Source organism: Pseudomonas sp. RP-B7 (assembly GCF_059803535.1).
Map to the genome: position 1 here is coordinate 22,178 of NZ_JAPFHC010000017.1, position 16,565 is coordinate 38,742.

At 58.6% G+C, this 16,565-nt stretch carries 11 protein-coding genes; 4 read left to right on the plus strand and 7 right to left on the minus strand.

The features are described from left to right. Positions 1–80 precede the first annotated feature (80 nt). The 6 genes from OPU96_RS16745 to OPU96_RS16770 all read right to left on the minus strand — a co-directional run bounded on the left by OPU96_RS16745 (position 81) and on the right by OPU96_RS16770 (position 11,391). On the minus strand, positions 81–1,478 hold the full coding sequence (locus OPU96_RS16745) for an OprD family outer membrane porin (protein WP_092240692.1): 1,398 nt from the start codon (positions 1,476–1,478) through the stop codon (positions 81–83). Between the two features lie 168 nt (positions 1,479–1,646). After that, the gene (locus tag OPU96_RS16750; protein WP_370694907.1) at positions 1,647–3,191 is read right to left on the minus strand and encodes an ABC transporter substrate-binding protein; all 1,545 of its coding nucleotides are present in this window, start codon (positions 3,189–3,191) and stop codon (positions 1,647–1,649) included. Between the two features lie 363 nt (positions 3,192–3,554). Further along, a complete protein-coding gene (locus tag OPU96_RS16755; RefSeq protein WP_226456487.1) occupies positions 3,555–5,183 on the minus strand; it encodes an ABC transporter substrate-binding protein in 1,629 nt (542 codons plus the stop codon). 258 nt (positions 5,184–5,441) lie between these two features. Further along, on the minus strand, positions 5,442–7,043 hold the full coding sequence (locus OPU96_RS16760) for an ABC transporter substrate-binding protein (RefSeq protein ID WP_498559383.1): 1,602 nt from the start codon (positions 7,041–7,043) through the stop codon (positions 5,442–5,444). A 100-nt stretch (positions 7,044–7,143) separates the two neighbouring features. Further along, positions 7,144–10,500, minus strand: coding sequence for a dermonecrotic toxin domain-containing protein (locus tag OPU96_RS16765; protein WP_498559384.1), 3,357 nt, complete (start codon positions 10,498–10,500; stop codon positions 7,144–7,146). 180 nt (positions 10,501–10,680) lie between these two features. Further along, positions 10,681–11,391, minus strand: coding sequence for an SIMPL domain-containing protein (locus OPU96_RS16770; protein WP_226456484.1), 711 nt, complete (start codon positions 11,389–11,391; stop codon positions 10,681–10,683). A 204-nt stretch (positions 11,392–11,595) separates the two neighbouring features. On the opposite strand from OPU96_RS16770, the gene OPU96_RS16775 reads away from it, so the two are divergent. The 3 genes from OPU96_RS16775 (at position 11,596) to OPU96_RS16785 (ending at position 15,235) form a co-directional block, all read left to right on the plus strand. Continuing rightward, positions 11,596–12,858: an ATP-binding protein gene (locus tag OPU96_RS16775; RefSeq protein ID WP_192297707.1), complete on the plus strand. Its 1,263-nt coding sequence runs from the start codon at positions 11,596–11,598 to the stop codon at positions 12,856–12,858. Continuing rightward, entirely contained in the window at positions 12,851–13,411 is a 561-nt protein-coding gene (locus OPU96_RS16780) for a response regulator transcription factor (protein WP_003171731.1), read from the plus strand. The genes OPU96_RS16775 and OPU96_RS16780 overlap by 8 nt, the downstream gene beginning before the upstream one ends. Before the next feature lie 99 nt (positions 13,412–13,510). Then, positions 13,511–15,235, plus strand: coding sequence for an ABC transporter ATP-binding protein/permease (locus tag OPU96_RS16785; protein WP_498559385.1), 1,725 nt, complete (start codon positions 13,511–13,513; stop codon positions 15,233–15,235). 106 nt (positions 15,236–15,341) lie between these two features. Here OPU96_RS16785 and OPU96_RS16790 read toward each other — a convergent pair whose 3' ends face one another. Beyond that, a complete protein-coding gene (locus tag OPU96_RS16790) occupies positions 15,342–15,779 on the minus strand; it encodes a Z-ring associated ZapG family protein (protein ID WP_032886236.1) in 438 nt (145 codons plus the stop codon). Positions 15,780–15,926: 147 nt separating this feature from the next. On the opposite strand from OPU96_RS16790, the gene OPU96_RS16795 reads away from it, so the two are divergent. After that, complete coding sequence (locus OPU96_RS16795; RefSeq protein WP_192297705.1) at positions 15,927–16,556, plus strand: alpha/beta hydrolase; 630 nt, start codon at positions 15,927–15,929, stop codon at positions 16,554–16,556. The last annotated feature ends 9 nt before the right edge of the window (positions 16,557–16,565 follow it).

A 16,565-nucleotide genomic window follows, 5' to 3' on the forward strand; every position in this document is an offset into this window, starting at 1 on the left:
TCAGAGCCCTCTGCAATCGGTGGGACCAGACAAGCGTAGACGGCAGGCTCGTCCTGAGCCTGCCGTCTACCTGGCGCTAGTTAAAGAATGTTGAACGGAATGGTGGTGACCAGGCGGAACTCTTTGATGTTGCCGTCAGCTTGTTGGGCGCTGGCTCGGTGAGTCACGTAGGTGCCACGGATCGTAGTGGCCTTGAGCGGGCCGCTCTGAATTGCGTAGGAAGTACCAACGCCGTATTCCTGGTGTTTCTCGCCGTCCATCAGGCGCAGGTCGCTACGCGATGCGCCGGCTTCGCCGTAGGCGGTGCCGTTGTAGTGAGTACCGTCGATGCCCCAACCGCGAGCCGAGTACACGTTGAACTTCAGGCCTGGCACGCCGTATTCGGCCATGTTGATGGCATAGGCGATCTGGAAAGACTTCTCGTTCGGGCTGTTGAAGTCCGAAGTCAGGGAGTTTGCCAGGTAGATGCCGTTGGTTTCGTGCAGGTAGTCGAAGTACTCGTCACCGTTCACTTCCTGGTACGAGAAGGTCAGGCTGTGGGCCTGGTGGGTCAAGCCCAGGGACAACGAGTAAGTGTCGTTGTCGATGTTGCCCATCTTCTTGCTGCCGGTGTCGGTGGTCTTGTAGTAGTTCAGGCCGGTGGTCAGTGCCAGGGTTTGAGCATCACCCAGTTCGTGGGTTGCGCCGAAGTAGTACTGGTTCCAGAAGTCTTCGACGTTGGCGGCGAACACGCTGGTTTTCAGGCTCTTGAACGGCTGGTAGTTGAAGCCCAGGGTCTTGACCTTGTCGGTTTCCTGGCCATTGCCGTATTCGGAGCGGAATTTCGACAGGCTCTGCTCGGTACGCGGCGAAACGCGGTCGAAGATGCCGCCCTGGAACGACAGGTTGCTGAACTCTTCGCTGTTGAAGCTCACACCTTCAAAGCTCGAAGGCAGCGCACGGTTGCCGATGGTGTCGACGATACCGGTGCTGAAGTTCTGGCGACCGGCGGTCAAGGTGGTGTTGGAAACACGGAACTTGACGTTGGCCAGGCCCAGTTTGCTCCACTGACCTACAGCGTCGCCGCCGGAATCCGCCAGGGTACGGTTGGAACCGCCGGCGATATCTTTGCGGTCGCGGTCGAGGGCGATGAAGTTGTAGGCAGCGACTTCAGTGCTGACCCCGACAGTGCCTTGGGTGAAGCCCGAGGTGTAGTTGAGGATGGTGCCCTGGGCCCAGTTGATACGGCGCGAGATCGGCGTCTTCACGCCGTCTTTGCGATAGCTGAAGCGGTCGTTGCGAAACTTCATTTCGTTCGCATACCAGTTGCGAGTGGTACCGCCCAGGCTTTGACCGTCGATAAAGCCCTTGGCCTCGCTTTGCGCGCTGGTGCCGGCCAGTGTGGTCGGCACGAAATCCTGGCTGGCGGGTTCCGCGTAGGCGGTCGCCGTGATGCTGCTGATGGCCAGGGCCAGAAGCGCTTTGCTGCTCAGTTTCATGTGTGAAGCTCCTTTGGTTCTCTTTTTTATGCCGGCCTTATCAGGTGAACCGGCTATTGGGTGTAACTCGTTCAAGCTGTTGCAAACGTTTGCCGTAGGAAATTTCCTGAAAATTGGCTGCACGTTTGCTGGAGAGCCAGTTTGGCTCTCCATCATCCGGTTATGTTTTTATGGGGTGATACTGACGCCCGAGAACACGTTGCGGCCGAAGGGGCTCACTTGGAAACCTTCGACTTTGGCGCTTAACGGCTGGTTGACCGTCGAGTGGGCGACCGGCGTGATCGGCACCTGCGCTTTAAGCAGTTGCTGCGCCTGTTTGTACAGAACAGTCCGTTGTTCGCGGTCGGTCACGACCTTGGCTTGCTTGATCAGCTTGTCGTACGCCGGGTCACACCACATGGAGTAGTTGTTCCCGCCGATGGCGTCGCAGCTGTACAGGGTGCCCAGCCAGTTGTCCGGGTCACCGTTGTCGCCGGTCCAGCCGATCAGGCTCACATCGTGCTCACCGTTCTTGGTGCGCTTGATGTATTCGCCCCACTCGTAGCTGACGATCTTCACTTTCAGGCCGATCTTGGCCCAATCGTTCTGCAGCATTTCCGCCATCAGCTTGGCGTTGGGGTTGTAGGGGCGTTGCACCGGCATCGCCCACAGGGTGATTTCGGTGCCTTCCTTCACGCCGGCAGCCTTGAGCAGTTCCTTGGCTTTTTCCGGGTTGTAGGCGGCGTCCTTGATGCTGTCGTCGTAGGACCATTGCGTCGGCGGCATGGCGTTGACCGCCAGTTGCCCCGCGCCCTGGTACACGGCGTTCAGGATGCTCTGCTTGTTCACCGCCATGTCCAGCGCCTGGCGGACTTCGAGCTGGTCGAACGGCTTGTGGCGCACGTTATAGGCGATGTAGCCGAGGTTGAAGCCGGGCTTGGTGAGCAATTGCAGGTTCGGGTCGGCCTTGAGGGCGTCGACGTCGGCCGGACGTGGGTGCAGGGTTACCTGGCATTCGCCGGCCTTGAGCTTTTGTACACGTACCGAGGCGTCAGTGTTGATGGCGAAAATCAGCTGGTCGAGCTTGACCTTGCTCGGGTCCCAGTACTGTTTGTTGGCCACATAGCGGATCTGCGAATCTTTCTGGTAACGCTGGAACACGAAGGGGCCGGTGCCGATCGGCTTCTGGTTGATGTCGCTGGGCTTGCCGGACTTGAGCAATTGTTCGGCATATTCGGCCGACAGGATCGCGGCGAAGCTCATGGCGATGTTCTGGATAAACGCGGCGTCGACCGTGTTCAACGTCATCACCACGGTGTGCGGGCCGGTTTTCTCGACCTTGGCGATGTTCTTGTTCAGGCTCATCCCGTTGAAGTACGGAAACTCGGTGGGGTAGGCCTTGCGGAACGGTTGGTCGGGGTCAAGCATGCGGTTGAAGGTGAACAGCACGTCGTCGGCGTTGAAGTCGCGCGTCGGCTTGAACTCCTTGTTGCTGTGGAATTTCACCCCTTCACGCAGATGGAAGGTGTAGGTCAAACCGTCTTCGGAAATATCCCACTTGGTTGCCAGGCCCGGTACCACGTTGGTCGCGCCTTTTTCAAATTCGACCAGGCGGTTGTACAGCGGCTCGGCCGCGTCGTTGTCGGTGGCGGTGGTGTATTGCGCGGTGTCAAAGCCTGCGGGGCTGCCTTCAGAGCAGAACACCAGGCTCTTTTTCTCGGCGGCTTGGCCCATCGTGGCCACAGCCAGCAGGCTGGTGGCAAACAGTGCGGATAGAACGGTGGTATGGCGCATGACGATCCCGATCCTTGTTTGTAGTTGTCGTCAGCGTGCAATCACCCGGCCATTTACCGGCCGGGATGCATGGCTGACCCCACGCAGCAAGTGCCCATCAGATTGCAGCCTCTGCTGTCCTACGACGTTATGGGCCGTGGACTTCGCAGTAAATGCGCAAAATCTGACTGACTTTGTAGGTAACGTAGACAGGGATCGCAGTTTATTGCTGTAGGACGGCAACGAATGCGACTGTGGTCTGTTTCCTACTGTCATGGCGGATGCAATAACGGCGACGTTATGAAACGTCGCCGTTATTGATTTTTACTTGCCGCTTACGCTCACGCCGTAGAAGGAGTTCAAGCCAAACGGGCTGATCTTGAAGTCCTGCACGGTGTTGCGCATGGGTTGATACACCGTCGAGTGTGCGATAGGTGTCATCGGGACAGCATCTTTGAGGATGTGTTGCGCCTGCTTGTACAGCTCGGTGCGTTTGGCGACATCGGACGTAGCCTTGGCTTCTTTTACGATGCCGTCGAATTTCTTGTCGCACCATTTGGAGAAGTTGTTGCCGGCCAGCGAATCGCAGCCGAACAGCACGTTCAGCCAGTTGTCCGGGTCACCATTGTCGCCGCTCCAGCCAATGATCATGGCCTGGTTCTCGCCGCCTTTGGAGCGCTTGATGTACTCGCCCCACTCGTAGCTGGTGATCTTGACCTTCAGGCCGATCTTGGACCAGTCGTTTTGCAGCATTTCAGCCATCAGCTTGGCGTTCGGGTTGTACGGACGCTGAACCGGCATGGCCCACAGCACGATCTCGGTACCTTCCTTGACGCCGGCTTCCTTGAGCAGCGCCTTGGCTTTTTCAGGATCGTACTTGGCGTCCTTGACGGTGGTGTCATAGGACCACTGGGTCGGCGGCATGGCGTTGGTGGCCAGTTGGCCGGCGCCTTGGTATACGGAGTCGATGATCTGCTGCTTGTTTACCGACATGTCCATTGCCTGGCGTACGCGCAGGTCTGCCAGTGGGTTTGGCTGGTCGCTGCCCTTGACCTTGTCCATCACGTTGTAGGCAACGTAGCCCAGGTTGAAGCCCGCCTGGTGCGGCAGTTTCAGGTCCTTGTCTTCGCCCAGCGCCTTGAGGTCGGCCGGACGTGGGAACAGGGTGACCTGGCATTCGTTTTTCTTCAGCTTTTGGATACGCACCGACGGGTCGGTGGTGATGGCGAAGATCAGGTTGTCGATCTTCACGTCTTCAGGTTTCCAGTAGTCCTTGTTGCCGGTGTAACGGATGTTCGAGTCTTTCTGGTAGCTCTTGAACACGAACGGGCCAGTGCCGACCGGCTTCTGGTTGATGTCCTGCGGCGTGCCGTTTTTCAACAGCTGCGCGGCGTATTCGGCGGACTGGATCGAGGCGAAGCTCATGGCCAGGTTCTGGATGAAAGCGGCGTCCACGGTGCCAAGGGTGAACTTGACGGTGTGGTCATCGACTTTCTCGATGTTCTTGATGTTGGTGTCCATCCCCATGTCCGTGAAGTACGGGAACTCGGTGGGGTAGGCCTTACGGAAAGGATCGTCTTTGTTGATCATCCGATTAAAGGTGAACAGTACGTCGTCAGCCGAAAATTCACGAGTTGGCTTGAAGTACGGGGTGGTGTGGAACTTGACGCCTTCGCGCAGGTGGAAGGTGTAGGTCAGGCCATCCGGGGACACGTCCCAGCTGGTGGCCAGGCCAGGAACAACGGCGGTGCCGCCGCGCTCGAACTGGCTGAGGCGGTTGAACATGGTCTCTGCCGAAGCATCGAAGTCTGTTCCGGTGGTGTACTGGCCTGGGTCAAAACCGGCCGGGCTCCCTTCGGAGCAGAACACCAGGTTAGTCGCCGCTTGGGCGAAAGGGGCTGCGGCCATAAGGCCAGCGCTAACTAAAAGCGGAAGGACTGCGTGTTTAAGCATGTTGGCCTCATGATTTGTTGTCATTTTTGGTAGTGAGGGCGACCTCGTGAGTCGACCTGCGGATACTTATGCAGGGGCCATACCCATTGCAAGACGCAGAACCGATACGAGGTTAAAAGAGTGGTACGAACGTACAGGAATGTCGCAAATATGAAAGTTCGTACATGATTTCGTACATTTCGAGGGTTTTTTCGGTGCGCCAGGCGCACCAAAAAAGACCGAGCGAGGCGTCTGGCGCACCCGCTTGGGGCGTTGCTGTTACTTATCTAGACTGACGCCGTAGAACGGCGTGAGCCCAAACGGGCTGATCTTGAAGTCGCGCACTTCCTTGCGCAGGGGTTGGAAAACCGTCGAGTTTGCAATAGGTGTTATAGGTACTTGTTCTTTAAGTATTTTTTGCGCCTGTTGATACCACTTGATGCGCTGCTCGCGGTCACTGCTGACCTTGGCCTGCTGCACCAGCTTGTCGTAGGCCGGGTTACACCATTTGGCGTAGTTGCTGCCCTTCACTGCGGCACAACTGTAGAGCACGCCGAGCCAGTTATCCGGGTCGCCGTTGTCGCCGGTCCAGCCATAAATCATCGCGTCGTGTTCGCCGTTTTTGGCGCGCTTGATGTATTCGCCCCACTCATAGCTGACGATGTTGGCCTTGATGCCGACCTTGTCCCAATCCTGTTGGATCATTTGTGCCGACATACGCGCATTCGGGTTGGACGCGCGTTGGACCGTCATGGCCCACAGGTTGATGGTGGTGCCTGGCGCAATGCCTGCTTCTTTTAGTAGCGCCTTGGCTTTGGTGGGATCGTAGGGCGCGTCCTTGATATTCGGGTCATAAGACCACTGCGCCGGTGGCAGGGCGTTCTGCGCCAATTGCCCGGCGCTCTGGTATACGGCTTTGATGATCGCCGGCTTGTCGATGGCCATGTCCAGGGCCTGGCGCACCTTGAGTTGGTCCAGCGGCGGATGGGTCACGTTGTAGGCCAGAAAGCCCAGGTTGAAACCCGCCTGTTGCAGCACGCGCAGGTTGGGGTCCTGCTTCATCACTTCGATGTCGGACGGGCGTGGGTAGCCGCTGACCTGGCATTCGCCGGCCTTGAGCTTTTGCAGGCGCGAGGCGGCATCGGGGGTGATGGCGAACACCAGGTTGTCGAGTTTCACGTCCTCGGGTTTCCAATACTGTTTATTGGCCACGTAGCGAATCTGCGAGTCTTTCTGGTAGCGCTTAAACACGAACGGCCCGGTGCCGACGGGTTTCTGGTTGATGTCGGAGGCTGCGCCGTCTTTCAACAGTTGCGCGGCATATTCGGCGGACTGCACCGAGGCGAAACTCATGGCCAGGTTCTGCACGAACGCGGCATCGACGTTGTTCAGGTTGAAGCGCACGCTGTGCTCGTCGAGTTTTTCGACGCTCTTGATCGTGGTGTTCAAGCCCATGTCGGTGAAATACGGCGACTCGGATGGGTAGGCCTTGCGAAACGGGCTGTCGGCATCCAGCAGGCGGTTGAAGGTGAACAGCACATCATCGGCGTTGAAATCGCGGGTCGGGGTGAAGAAATCCGTGGTGTGGAACTTGACGCCATCCCGCAGGTGGAAGGTATACGTCAGGCCGTCATTGGACACGTCCCAGCTTGTGGCCAGGCCGGGTTCCACTTCGGTGCCGCCGCGCTTGAACTGGGTCAGGCGGTTGAACACGGTTTCGGCCGATGCATCGAAATCGGTGCCGCTGGTGTACTGGCTAGGGTCGAAACCGGCGGGGCTGGCTTCGGAGCAGTAGACCAGGGTGCTGGCCGCCTGGGCCATTGGCATGAAGGCCAGCAGGCCCGCGACGAGGAAGAGCGGTTTGAAGGTGATTCTTTCCATGGAGACCCCTGAGATGGCAGGCATAGATTCGCTGCCCAAACGAAAACGGCGGTCACCGAGGTTACCGCCGTTCAGTAGGACGTGATAGGGAGGAGCGCCATCAGCCTTGCGTAGGTCTAACCTCTATACGTGTCGGCGAAGAGGGGTCCAAGACATAGCCGTCACTGTCCAGTTCATTGCTGCGACGGAGGGTGAGTGTTCTGGATGCTTTTACATCCAGATCATTAAGGCGCTCAAGCTCACCATTCTGTTCATCTAGTTTGGTGACTATAAAATCGGACTTGGCCGTGACCGTGGTTGCATCGTTTGCCGGATCATAGTTGACGTAAAAATGCGGGTCACGTCCGCTTCCAAAAAACTCACCTTTGAATCGAGACGTTCTGAATTCATCCGTGGCCGCGCCGAGTGCCCATTGATTGGCAAGTTCAGATATGCGTCTTCTCAGCGCGGGGTCAGGAATAAGCTTCTCAATCGATTCGATAGCTTTTTGTTTGAGTTCATCCATTTCGGCCGTGGATAGGAATCTGCCCTTTTCCAATTCAAGCTCTCGTATTTGTTTACCGATATCAATTTCCAGTTTGATGTCACCGGGGGCTTGTATGGTGAGCTTGCTGCGGTTTAAATCTTTAAGGAACTGTTCTGTGTATTCATTGGTGCCGAACGCCGAATTGTATTCGGTAGGTGGTGGAGTGGCTAATGCGGGATTCTCTTCAGATGTCCAGGAAATTTGCGGGATGACTTCACCGTCATCGCCCACAGCAATGCCGTAAACGTAGTCGTTGCCATCAAGATTGAAGTAATTGTCCAGTTTTTCGGAGCCCTTGATTTTTGTGCCATCGACTTCAAGGAACTGATCCGATAGTTTTGGCGGTGTCCTGGGTTCCAGGCTTGGTGTTGGCGAAGGTGTACGTTTCCACCATGTACCGCCATCGGCTGGAGCTCGCGCCCACTCGCCATTGCGGCCGGGTGTTATCACTATCAGACCCGCGCCATTATTGGGATCAATGATTTTGGCGAATGAGTTCCCCGTCCTGTAGCGACCTGATATTTCAAATACCTTACTTGTGCCTGTTTCATCGGTAAGGCGCACGTATTGATGCAGCACCCCGTCGCTGTCGCTCACTCGATAGACCCCCTTCGCGTCGGCGGTGGCGTTCTTTATCAGCGCTTCGCCTTCCGGAACAGCGTATTGAGCCAAGGGAATGAGCGATTTGGATCTGGCCGCAGGCCCCGCCTCAGGGGCGGGCACAACGGGCTTACCGCTGGATGACCCCGGTTGTGGCTCTTCACCGGCATTGACGTCAGGTCGAGGCATCGGCTCCTGCGCAGCTATTTCATTCTCGGGAGGTAGAGCAAAAGGATCTTTGGGGACGGTGCTGGCGCCGGCCGAGAACAACACGTTCAGCACACCATCGAATGCCTTGGACGCACCGTCCTTGCGTTCAGCCTGGGTGTCACCGGATGATGCCTTTTCTGCTCCCAGCGCCACCTCAGCCAAGCCTGTGATGACTGCGGCAGCCGCTACCGGTGCCGCGATGGGGGCAAGCTTGGCCAGTAAGCCTGCGGCCACGGTAATGTCGTTCAGCCAAGTATCCCGGATCACCTCGCTGTTGGATTTGATCACGATGTCTGCATCGCTGCTCATACGCACCTTGCTGGCAGATGTCAGTGTGGAAAACACATCGCCCTCGATCTTTGAGTGGCTGGCACTGACGGCCGGCCCCTTCAGGCTACCGTCTGCCATTTCGCTGAGTACGGTGTCCAGACCTTTGGATTTAATCACCGAAGTCGCAAGAGCGAGTCCTGGGATCAACCCCTCAAGAATACTCTCACCCACGCCTGGCTTATGCGCATGGTCTTGTCGAGAGGCCAGCGGAAAATGAGCGGCCAGGGCCTCGCGTTTTTTAGGGTCATCGGCTTGGTTAGTGATCCACTTGTTCAACTGGTCGAGAGAATCAAATCTCAGAAACGCCGGCACGGCTCCGGGTATGTAGATGACTTGCCGACTACCGTCGTCCGCACTGAATCGCACAATATCGCTGGACGTAATCCCGTGGATGTTGAGGGCGTACGCCTTCACAACTCCGTTGGCTGGAGCCTTGGCCTTGAGCTGCTCAACGCTTAGCGGCGCGTTTTCATCGAGTGGCAGGTTGGACACGGCGCCCATAACCAAGCGGTAGTCGTCGCGCGTAAATCGATGTTCGGGAGCCTGCACCGCTTGTTCTGCCGCGGGCCTGGCCTCGGCCTCCTTCAATTGTTTGCGGGCCTGGTAGGTGAACTCTCCTTTGATGGCGGTCTCATAGCTTTCGGTATGCGTGCTCCAGAACTTGTCGATCTTCTTGTCCATTTGGCCTTGGAAATCGGTTTTCCAGCTCTCGTGCATGAGTTTGGATGGGGCCAAGGGGAATTCGTTACGGGCGCCGTATCCGCCTGTTGCACCTGCGCCGTATCCGACGGTGTATATACCGGCGTGAGCATCCAGTTCGCCTGGAATTGCGTCATGTTCGGAGAAGTTTTTCAGCAGTGCATCGGGCAGGCGCAACGACGATTTTGGCTCATCGTTGAAATGCTCGGTGCCTGAGGCGGTGGCTCCGAACATCGGTGTGTTGTAGTTGTCGAAGCGATTGAAATAGAGGGTGTCCGCGTCGACATGTTTGCCGGTCAACTTGAAAATGAGTGCCTCTGCCCACTTCTTTGCTTCTGCCCGTGTGTCAGGCAGGTTAGTCGCAACATCGACTGCCAGATGCTTGTACTCCAGCGCTTGCGGAGCACTGCTGTAGAACGTGGCTGCATTTTTTTTGTGCACCTCCAGGGCTTCCGCTGAACGGCTGCTGGCCGGGCGCACACGGTCGTCCGCCGGGATAGGGTCGAAGGCTTTTTGCTGCTCCAGATGCTTGATTTGGTCACTGGCCTTGGAACGGTTTGTAGGAAGCGCGATGCCCTGGAAGTTCGCCACCACTTTGGCGCTGACCTGTGTGTAGCCATCACCGAATCGTACGCGCAAGGCACCTTTGTTTTCGGGGGCGATCACTTTTGCAGCGGCCAGCAACGGGCCAGAAACCTGGCCCCAGCCGGAGGTGTCCGAGAGCGAAAAGGTTTTGTTCTGTGCGTCGACCCCGACGGTCAGCGTGCCCTTGAAGGGGTCGATTGAAAGCAGGGCAGAGGGATCGATCTTCTGATCGTGCATCCAGCGTTGCACAACCGGGTGTTCCACTTGGGCCCGATACAGCTCCAGCCATTGGCCCAGGGTGCTCTGGGGCGGCACCTTCACCAGACCGGCATCGTTGTGCAGTACTTTACGTTGTACCGCCGCAATGTAGGCGTTGAGCAGAGCGGTCTCGTGGGGCGACGCCGTTGTACCGGCGCCGGCCTGTGGCACCGGCGCTACGGGAGAGGGCGTGGGTAAATGGGTGGAATGTTGTTGGAGAGGCGCGGTGTAAATTGCAGAGATAGACATGAGCTGGGTTCTCGTGAGGTAGACAATATGCCTACGCAGCACTCCCTGTCGCTGCGGCACTCTCTGTGTCGGGAAAATCCTGCCGGGGATTCCAGAGAACATGCTGCGGCATATGACGACGCCCAAGAAAAAGGCGCAAACCTGCGAGGAATGCGCCGTTGTTACCGCCTGTTCGTGAAGTTATTGCAAGACTTCAATCACCCCGTCGGCACTCATGTTGACCTGGCTGGTGCCAGCCTCCACGTCCGGTGTCGGCGCCGAGTCCATCGCGGCGGCTTTCATCATCATTCCACCGCGTGCGTAGGGTTGCGGATAGCCGTTGGTGTTGAAGTTCAGGTTGACGATCTTGTAGCCCTTGCCACCCAACGCGTCGGTGGCCAGTTGCGCACGGGCCTTGAAGGCGGCGACGGCGTCCTTGAGCAATGAATCTTCGCTGGCCTTGCGCGTGGCATCGGCGATGGCGAAATCCATGCTGTCCATTTTCAGCGTGTTGAGCAGTTCGCCGGTGAGCTTGGACAGTGCCGGGAAGTCCGCGCTTTCCAGGCGCAGTTCGGCACGCTCGCGCCAGCCGGTGATCTTCTGGTTCTTGTTGTCGTAGATCGGGTAGCTGTTGCGACTGCCCTGGCGCAGGGTCACGCCTTTGACTTCGCGCGCCTGGCCCAGGGCCTTGTTCATGGTGGTGGTGATTTCAGCGGCGAGCTTGGCCGGGTCGCTGTTCTGGGATTCGGTGTAGAGGGTCACGATCATCTTGTCGCGGGCAACTTCCTGGCTGACCTCGGCGCGCAGGGAAATCTGGTTGTAGTTCAGTGCGTCGGCGGCCAATGCAGGCACGCTGACCAGGGTGCCGACGCTGAGGGTGATGACGGCTGCGCTGCGAGTGAAACGAGACATGAGAGCTCCTTGGGATAGTCGTGTTCGATAAGACTGTAGACGGTGGCATCGGGTTCTTCGGGTTTACACATTCGCTACAAGTTGTGTGGGGCCGACGAACGGTCATTCGCCGGCCCTGCGGCAAAGAGCCACACGCGCCGTGCCAGCCGGCCGGCATCGTTTATACTCCTGCCGATCCGCCTGCAGCGCTCACCGGGAGAGCTCATGCTCGCCGCCGTAAAACTGACTTCCGCCACTCGCCAGAACCTCTGGCGCCTGACGTTCATCCGCACGCTGGTCCTGGCCGCACAGGCCGGCTCCGTTGGGCTTGCCTATTGGTTCGACCTGTTGCCACTGCCGTGGCTGCAACTGGGTGTGACCCTGGGTTTTTCCACCGTGCTGTGCGTGTTTACCGCGATCCGCCTGCGCACCACGTGGCCGGTGACCGAGTTGGAATATGCGCTGCAATTGGCCTGCGACCTGTTTATCCACAGTGTGTTGCTGTATTTCTCCGGCGGTTCCACCAATCCGTTCGTTTCGTATTACCTGGTGCCGTTGACCATCGCCGCCGTGACGTTGCCGTGGCGCTATTCGGTGGTGCTGTCGGGCATCGCCCTGACCCTCTACACCTTGTTGCTGGCGCGCTTCTATCCGCTGCAGACCTTTCCCATTGCCCGGGAAAACCTGCAGATCTACGGGATGTGGTTGAGTTTTGCCCTGTCCGCCGCGGTCATCACCTTTTTCGCTGCGCGCATGGCCGAAGAGTTGCGCCGCCAGGAACAGCTGCGCGCCATTCGGCGGGAAGAAGGCCTGCGCGATCAGCAACTGCTGGCCGTGGCCACCCAGGCCGCCGGTGCGGCGCATGAGTTGGGTACGCCGCTGGCGACCATGAGCGTACTGCTCAAGGAAATCATTCAAGACCACCACGACCCTGCCCTGCAGGAAGACCTCGGGGTGTTGCAGGAGCAGGTCAAGCAATGCAAGCAGACCTTGCAGCAACTGGTGCGCGCCGCCGAAGCCAATCGCCGCCTGGCGGTGGAGATGCAGGACGTGACCCAGTGGCTCGACGAAGCCTTGAACCGCTGGCACCTGATGCGCCCCGAAGCCAGTTACCGCTTCCACCTGCTTGGGCAAGGCACCGTCCCGCGCATGGCGCCGCCGCCCGACCTGACCCAGGCGTTGCTCAACCTGTTGAACAATGCCGCTGACGCCTGCCCCGAAGGCCTGGGCGTGCAGCTGGACTGGGATGCGGAACACGTGACCATCAATATTCGTGACCACGGCGCGGGCGTGCCGTTGGCCATTGCCGAGCAGATCGGCAAACCGTTCTTTACCACCAAGGGCAAAGGCTTCGGCCTCGGCCTGTTTTTGAGCAAGGCCAGCGTGACCCGCGCGGGCGGCTCAGTGAAGCTCTATAGTCATGAGGAAGGTGGCACGCTCACCGAGCTGCGCCTGCCCCGTGTCGCACGAGGAGATATCGATGAGTGACGAGATCCAAGTCGAAGGCGAAGAACTGCCGCACCTGTTGCTGGTAGATGACGACGCCACCTTTACCCGCGTGATGGCACGCGCCATGAGCCGTCGCGGTTTCCGCGTGAGCACCGCCGGTTCCGCCGAAGAAGGCCTGACCATCGCCCAGGCCGATCTGCCGGACTACGCCGCGCTCGACCTGAAAATGGACGGCGATTCCGGCCTGGTGCTGTTGCCCAAGCTGCTGGAGCTCGACCCGGAAATGCGCGTGGTGATCCTCACCGGCTACTCCAGCATTGCCACCGCCGTCGAGGCGATCAAGCGCGGCGCGTGCAACTACCTGTGCAAACCGGCGGACGCCGACGACGTGCTGGCCGCCTTGCTTTCCGAGCATGCCGACCTCGACACCCTGGTGCCGGAAAACCCGATGTCGGTGGACCGCTTGCAGTGGGAACACATCCAGCGGGTGTTGACCGAGCACGAAGGCAACATCTCCGCCACTGCCCGCGCCCTGGGCATGCACCGTCGTACCTTGCAGCGCAAACTGCAAAAGCGTCCGGTACGCCGCTGAACGAAGTCTGAACAACCCGCTTCAGGCCGCACGGAGCCCTGAACCGATCGTCTATGATCGGTTCAAACGTCTGTTACATTTCCTTACAGAGCCTGAACGATGAATCAGAACGCTGAGTATTGCGCGGTCAATGACGCGGTGCGTGGGCAATTCCTGCGCCGAACCTGGGCGATGATCACGCCGTATTGGCGCAGTGAAGAGAAGGGCAAGGCGTGGCTGCTGCTGGCGGCGGTGATTGGCTTGTCGCTGTTCAGCGTGGCGATTTCGGTGTGGATCAACCACTGGTACAAGGATTTCTACAACGCCCTTGAACACAAGGACACCGCCGCGTTCTGGCAGTTGATCGGCTATTTCTGCGCGATTGCCGCCGTGGCGATTCTGGGGGCGGTGTACCGCCTGTACCTGACCCAGATGCTGACCATCCGCTGGCGGGCCTGGCTTACCGAAAAACACTTCGCCCGCTGGCTCGCCGACAAAAACTATTACCAGCTGGAGCAGGGCGGTTACACCGATAACCCGGACCAGCGGATTTCCGAAGACCTCAACAACTTCACCTCCAGTTCCTTGAGCCTGGGCCTGGGGTTGTTGCGCAATGTGGTCAGCCTGGTGTCGTTCTCGATCATCCTGTGGGGCGTGTCGGGCAGTATCGACGTGTTTGGCATCACCATCCCCGGCTACATGTTCTGGTGCGCGTTGCTGTACGCCGCCGTGGGCAGTTGGCTGACCCACCTGATCGGCCGTCGCTTGATCGGCTTGAACAACCAACAACAACGCTTTGAAGCGGACTTGCGTTTCTCCATGGTGCGGGTGCGTGAGAACGCTGAGAGCATCGCGCTGTATAACGGCGAACCGAATGAAAAACAGCGCTTGAGCGCACGTTTCAGCAAGGTCTGGCACAACTTCTGGGACATCATGAAAGTGTCCAAGCGCCTGACGTTTTTCACTGCCGGCTACAGCCAGATCGCGATCATCTTCCCGTTTATCGTCGCCGCGCCGCGTTACTTCGCCGGCAAGATCGAGTTGGGCGAGCTGATGCAAATCAACTCGGCGTTCGGCAACGTGCAAGAGAACTTCAGCTGGTTTATCAACGCGTACTCGGACCTGGCGTCGTGGCGTGCCACCAGTGATCGTCTGCTGAGCTTTCAACAGGCCATGAGTGAAAACGAGCAGCGCCCGCCGGCGATCGATGTGCGTTCGGAAGGCGAGCGCCTGGTGGTGCAAGGGCTGCGGATGGACCTGGCCGATGGCCGCCACCTGCTGAGCGATGCCGACATGAGTGTCGAGCCCGGCCAGCGCGTGATGCTCAGCGGGCGTTCCGGCAGCGGCAAAAGTACCTTGCTGCGTGCGATGGGGCATTTGTGGCCAGCGGGGCACGGCAGCATTCGCCTGCCGGCGGCGCGTTATCTGTTCCTGCCGCAAAAGCCTTATCTGCCGATTGGCACCTTGAAAGCCGTACTGAGTTATCCACAGGACGACAGCGCCTACCCGGCGCAACGTTATGCACAGGTGCTGCAGACCTGCCGCTTGCCCCATCTGGTGGCGCGCCTGGACGAAGCCAACCACTGGCAGCGCATGCTTTCGCCGGGTGAGCAGCAGCGTTTGGCGTTTGCCCGCGCGCTATTGTTTGCGCCGCAGTGGCTGTACATGGACGAAGCGACCTCGGCCATGGATGAAGAGGATGAGGCGACGCTGTACCAGGCGTTGATCGATGAATTGCCGGGGTTGAGCATCGTCAGCGTGGGCCATCGCAGCAGCCTCAAGCGCTTCCATGGGCGGCATGTGCGGATTGAGGGTGGGTTGTTGCAGGAACAACAACCGGCTTGAGGCTGCACCCGGTCCCACATTGGATCTCCACTGTTCTGTAAAATGAAGCCAACAAAAAGCCCGGCTGATCATCGATCAGCCGGGCTTTTTAGTGCCTGAAGAAAACTTACTTCTTCAAGCCGTAATGCTCATCCAGCATGCCTGGGGCGTTCGGCGTTTTTGGCGCGTAGTCCCGTGGTGGCTCCTGGTTTTCCCGTGGCGGGGTCAGGCGCTCCCGTGGGGTTTGCGGGGCATCGGAATGCAGCGCGGCCAGCAGACGCTGGCGGGTGATGTCGTCGAGGGCGAGGCGGTTGGCGCCGTCCGCGAGGTGATCCTGTACTTCCTGATAGCTCTGGGTGAGTTTCTTGACCAGATTTGCGGTGCTGTTGAAGTGGGTAACCACCTCGTTCTGATAACTGTCAAAACGTTCCTGAATGTCATCCAACTGACGCTGCGTGCGGTTAGGCGCGGCATTCGGCAGCAGGCGAGCGACCAGGAATCCAATGGCGACACCGGCAACCAGGGCAAGAGTCGGCAACAACCAAACTAAGAGCGAGTGTTCCACGAGTCCTTCCTCTATAAACGGCTTTGCTTTACGTTAACGGCTCAAACCTGCGCTGTATACCGCGATTAACCTCGCAATGATGCCATGCACAGACTTTTAGCTAGACGAGTCGACCCTTTGAGAGGTCACGGAGTTCATCTCTTGCTCATGCGTGAAACCCCTGTTTTGATCGATGGCCCGGTAGGCCAATTGGAAGCCTTGTACCTGGATCACCCCGAGCCACGTGGCCTGGCGCTGATCTGCCATCCTAACCCGGTGCAGGGCGGGACCATGCTCAATAAAGTCGTATCGACCCTGCAACGCACCGCCCGCGATGCCGGTTTGATCACTTTGCGTTTCAACTATCGTGGCGTCGGCGCGAGCGCCGGCAGTCACGACATGAGCACCGGCGAAGTGGACGATGCCGAAGCGGCCGCCACCTGGCTGCGGGAAAAGCATCCCGGTTTGCCGCTGACCCTGCTCGGTTTTTCCTTTGGCGGTTATGTCGCCGCGAGCCTTGGCGGGCGTCTGGAAGCCAAGGGCGAAAAACTCGCGCACCTGTTCATGGTCGCCGCGGCAGTGATGCGCCTGCGTGATACCGATGTGTTGCCACAGGGCTGCCCACTGACCCTGATCCAGCCGGAAACCGACGAAGTGGTCGATCCGCAGACCGTCTACGACTGGTCCGCCGCCTTGAATCGCCCCCATGAGCTGCTGAAAGTGGCAGAATGCGGGCACTTTTTTCATGGCAAGCTCACCGATCTCAAGGATCTGGTGCTGCCGCGCCTCTCGAATTGATAGCAGTCT